The sequence below is a fragment of the Mycobacterium sp. TH-M103 genome, from assembly GCF_057473785.1.
Map to the genome: position 1 here is coordinate 1 of NZ_JBYCLG010000319.1, position 3,060 is coordinate 3,060.

The following is a 3,060-nucleotide window of genomic DNA, read 5'->3' on the forward strand; positions in this document are numbered from 1 at the left end:
CGGCACGACTCGAACGTGCGACCTAGGGATTAGAAGGCCCTTGCTCTATCCACCTGAGCTACGGAGGCAATGTGCAGGTCAGTCTAGCCAACGGGCCCCAGGGCTCGACCGGAGCAACACGACGCGCCCGAAAGGGCTTCCGCCGCCGCGATTATCGGTTAGGGTAGTGACCCTCGACACACGTACAACATCGGCTGGACATGAGCCGTTAACCGCAATGTGGCGTGTGCCTGACGTCGAGGGGTGGCATAGCTATGAGCTTGGCCATAGATGTGGCTTCGCGGTGCTCGCGGGCCAGCGCCCACGCGCTGCGACTGGCGGCCGATGCCAGGGACACCTGCCGTGCCAGCGCGCTGCTGCTGCGCGGTTCGCCGTTCGCGCTCGGCTGGGTCGCGGGCTGGCTGTCCACGGAGTTTCCGCCGCACGTGGTGACCGGACACGCGTTGTCCCGGGTGGCGCACCCGGCCGTCGGCCGGGTCGCGAACAGCTGGGCGGTGCAGCGCGCGGATCAAGCCCTCACCGCGGCCCTCGAGGACGCCTTCGGTCCGGACTTTCGCGACCAGGTGTCGCATCCGACCCGGCGTACGTCGCAGTGCGCGCCCCGCGACGGCTTGTTCCAGCGGCCCGGCCCGCACCGCCGTTACGCGGCGCAGACCTCCGACATCTCCTACGGCCCCGGCGGCACCGAGCACCTGCTCGACATCTGGCGGGGCCCGGACGTGGCACCCGGCAGCCGCGCCCCGGTACTGATCCAGGTGCCCGGCGGCGCATGGACCGTCGGCGACAAACGCGTTCAGGCCTACACGCTGATGAGCCGCATGGCCGAACTCGGCTGGATCTGCGTCTCGATCAACTACAGCAAAAGCCCGCGCTGCACGTTCCCGGCGCACCTGATCGACGTCAAGCGGGCGATCGCCTGGGTTCGCGAGAACATCGCCGACTACGGCGGCGACCCCGACTTCATCGCGATGACCGGCGGCTCGGCCGGCGGGCACCTGGCGTCACTGGCCGCGCTCACGCCGAATGACCCGAGGTTTCAACCCGGATTCGAACGCGCCGACACCACGGTCCAGGCCGTCGCCCCCTACTACGGGGTGTACGACTTCGTCGACGCCGACAACATGCACGATCTGATGCTGCCGTTCCTCGAGCAGTTCGTCATGAAAGCCCGCTACGCCAGCGCCCCCGAGCGGTTCGAGGCGGCCTCCCCGATCTCCTACGTCCACCCCGACGCCCCGCCGTTCTTCGTGCTCCACGGCGATAAGGACGAAATCGTTCCCTGCGGCCAGGCCCGCTCCTTCTGTGCGGCGCTGCGCGCGGCCGGCGCACCCACGGTCGGCTACGCCGAGCTGGCCAACGCCCACCACGCCTTCGACATCACCCCGACGCTGCGCTCGCGGCTGGCCGCCGACGCCGTCGCCGACTTCTTCGGTGTGGTCTACGGGCGGCGCTCGAGCGCGCTGATGGATTCGCTGCCGCTGGCGGTCACGTCCGCCAGCTGACGTCCGGACCCGTCGCCGGCGCGGGACCCGCGACCGGATCGTGCCTTTTCACCAGCCCGTCAACCCGACTAGCGTTGTGGTGGCGAGTGGTCCGAGGTGAGAGGCTTGGTCGGCGGTGACACGTATGGCACGTCGAGTTGGTGATCATGGCTGAGGCCACTGATTCCGTGGCCGTCGTGAAATTGTCCGATGAGCTTGGACCGGTCGACTACCTGATGCATCGGGGCGAGGCGAATCCCCGGACCCGCTCGGGCATCATGGCCCTGGAAGTCCTTGACGCGACACCGAACTGGGACGCCTTTCGCACCCGCTTCGAGAATGCCTCGCGCCGGGTGCTGCGGCTGCGGCAGAAGGTCGTCGTCCCGACCTTGCCGACGGCGGCGCCGCGCTGGGTCGTCGATCCCGATTTCAACCTGGACTTCCACGTGCGTCGCGTGCGGGTGTCCGGGCCGGGCACGCTGCGCGAGGTGTTCGACCTCGCCGAGGTCATCCTGCAGTCACCGATGGACATCTCCCGGCCGCGGCCACTCTGGTGGAGGGCCTGCCCGACGGGAGGGCCGCGACCCTGCTGCACGTCAGCCACGCCGTCACCGACGGCGTCGGTGGCGTGGCGATGTTCGCCGAGATATACGACCTCGAACGCGACCCCCCGCCCAGGCCGACGCCGCCGTTGCCCGTGCCGCAGGACCTGACGCCCAACGAGTTGATGCGGCAGGGCATCAACCGGCTTCCCCTGTCGGTGCTCGGTGGCGTCCTGGGCGCGGTGTCCGGCGCCGTCTCGACGGCCGGGCGGGTGGTGCTGGAGCCGACGTCGACGGTGTCGGGGATCGTGGGCTACGCCATGTCGGGGATGCGGGTGCTCAACCGGGCCGCCGAGCCGTCGCCGCTGCTGCGCCGGCGCAGCCTGGCAACCCGCACCGAGGCGATCGACATTCTGCTCGCCGACCTGCACAAAGCGGCCAAGGCCGGCGGGGGATCGATCAACGACGCCTACCTCGCCGGCCTGTCCGGCGCCCTGCGCCGCTACCACGAGGCCCTCGGCGTGCCGGTCAGCACGTTGCCGATGGCGGTGCCGGTGAACCTGCGGGCCGACGCCGACGCGGCCGGTGGCAACCGGTTCACCGGAGTCAACCTGGCGGCGCCGCTGGGCACCGCCGACCCGGTCTCCCGGATGCGCAAGATCCGCGCGCAGATGACCCAGCGCCGCGACGAGCCCGCGATGAACATCGTCGGTTCCCTCGCACCGGTACTCAGCGTCCTGCCGACCGCCGTGCTGCAGGGGATCACCGGCTCGGTGATCGGCTCCGACGTCCAGGCCAGCAACATCCCGGTCTACCCGGGGGACACCTACCTCGCCGGCGCGAAAGTCCTGCGCCAGTACGGCATCGGCCCGCTGCCCGGCGTGGCGATGATGGCAGTGCTGATCTCGAGGGGCGGGTGGTGCACCATCACCGTCCGCTACGACAGGGCGGCGATCCGCGACGAGCCGTTGTTCGCCCAGTGCCTGCTGGAGGGTTTCGACGAGATCCTGGCGCTGGCCGGCGACCCGGCGCCCCGC

Annotated in this window: 1 protein-coding gene and 1 pseudogene; both read left to right on the forward strand. The window is 70.1% G+C overall.

Translation table 11 applies throughout. The features are described from left to right. Nucleotides 1-254: 254 nt before the first annotated feature. The gene (lipQ, locus tag AC2VOR_RS17570; protein ID WP_369737856.1) at nucleotides 255-1,502 is read left to right on the forward strand and encodes an esterase LipQ; all 1,248 of its coding nucleotides are present in this window, start codon (nucleotides 255-257) and stop codon (nucleotides 1,500-1,502) included. A 146-nt stretch (nucleotides 1,503-1,648) separates the two neighbouring features. Further along, nucleotides 1,649-3,060, forward strand: a pseudogene (locus AC2VOR_RS17575) (WS/DGAT/MGAT family O-acyltransferase); the annotation flags it as partial.

Bases quoted from the DNA above. Each gene is read 5' to 3' on its own strand.
- lipQ (WP_369737856.1), top strand. From the start codon at position 255: ATGAGCTTGGCCATAGATGTGGCTTCGCGGTGCTCGCGGGCCAGCGCC.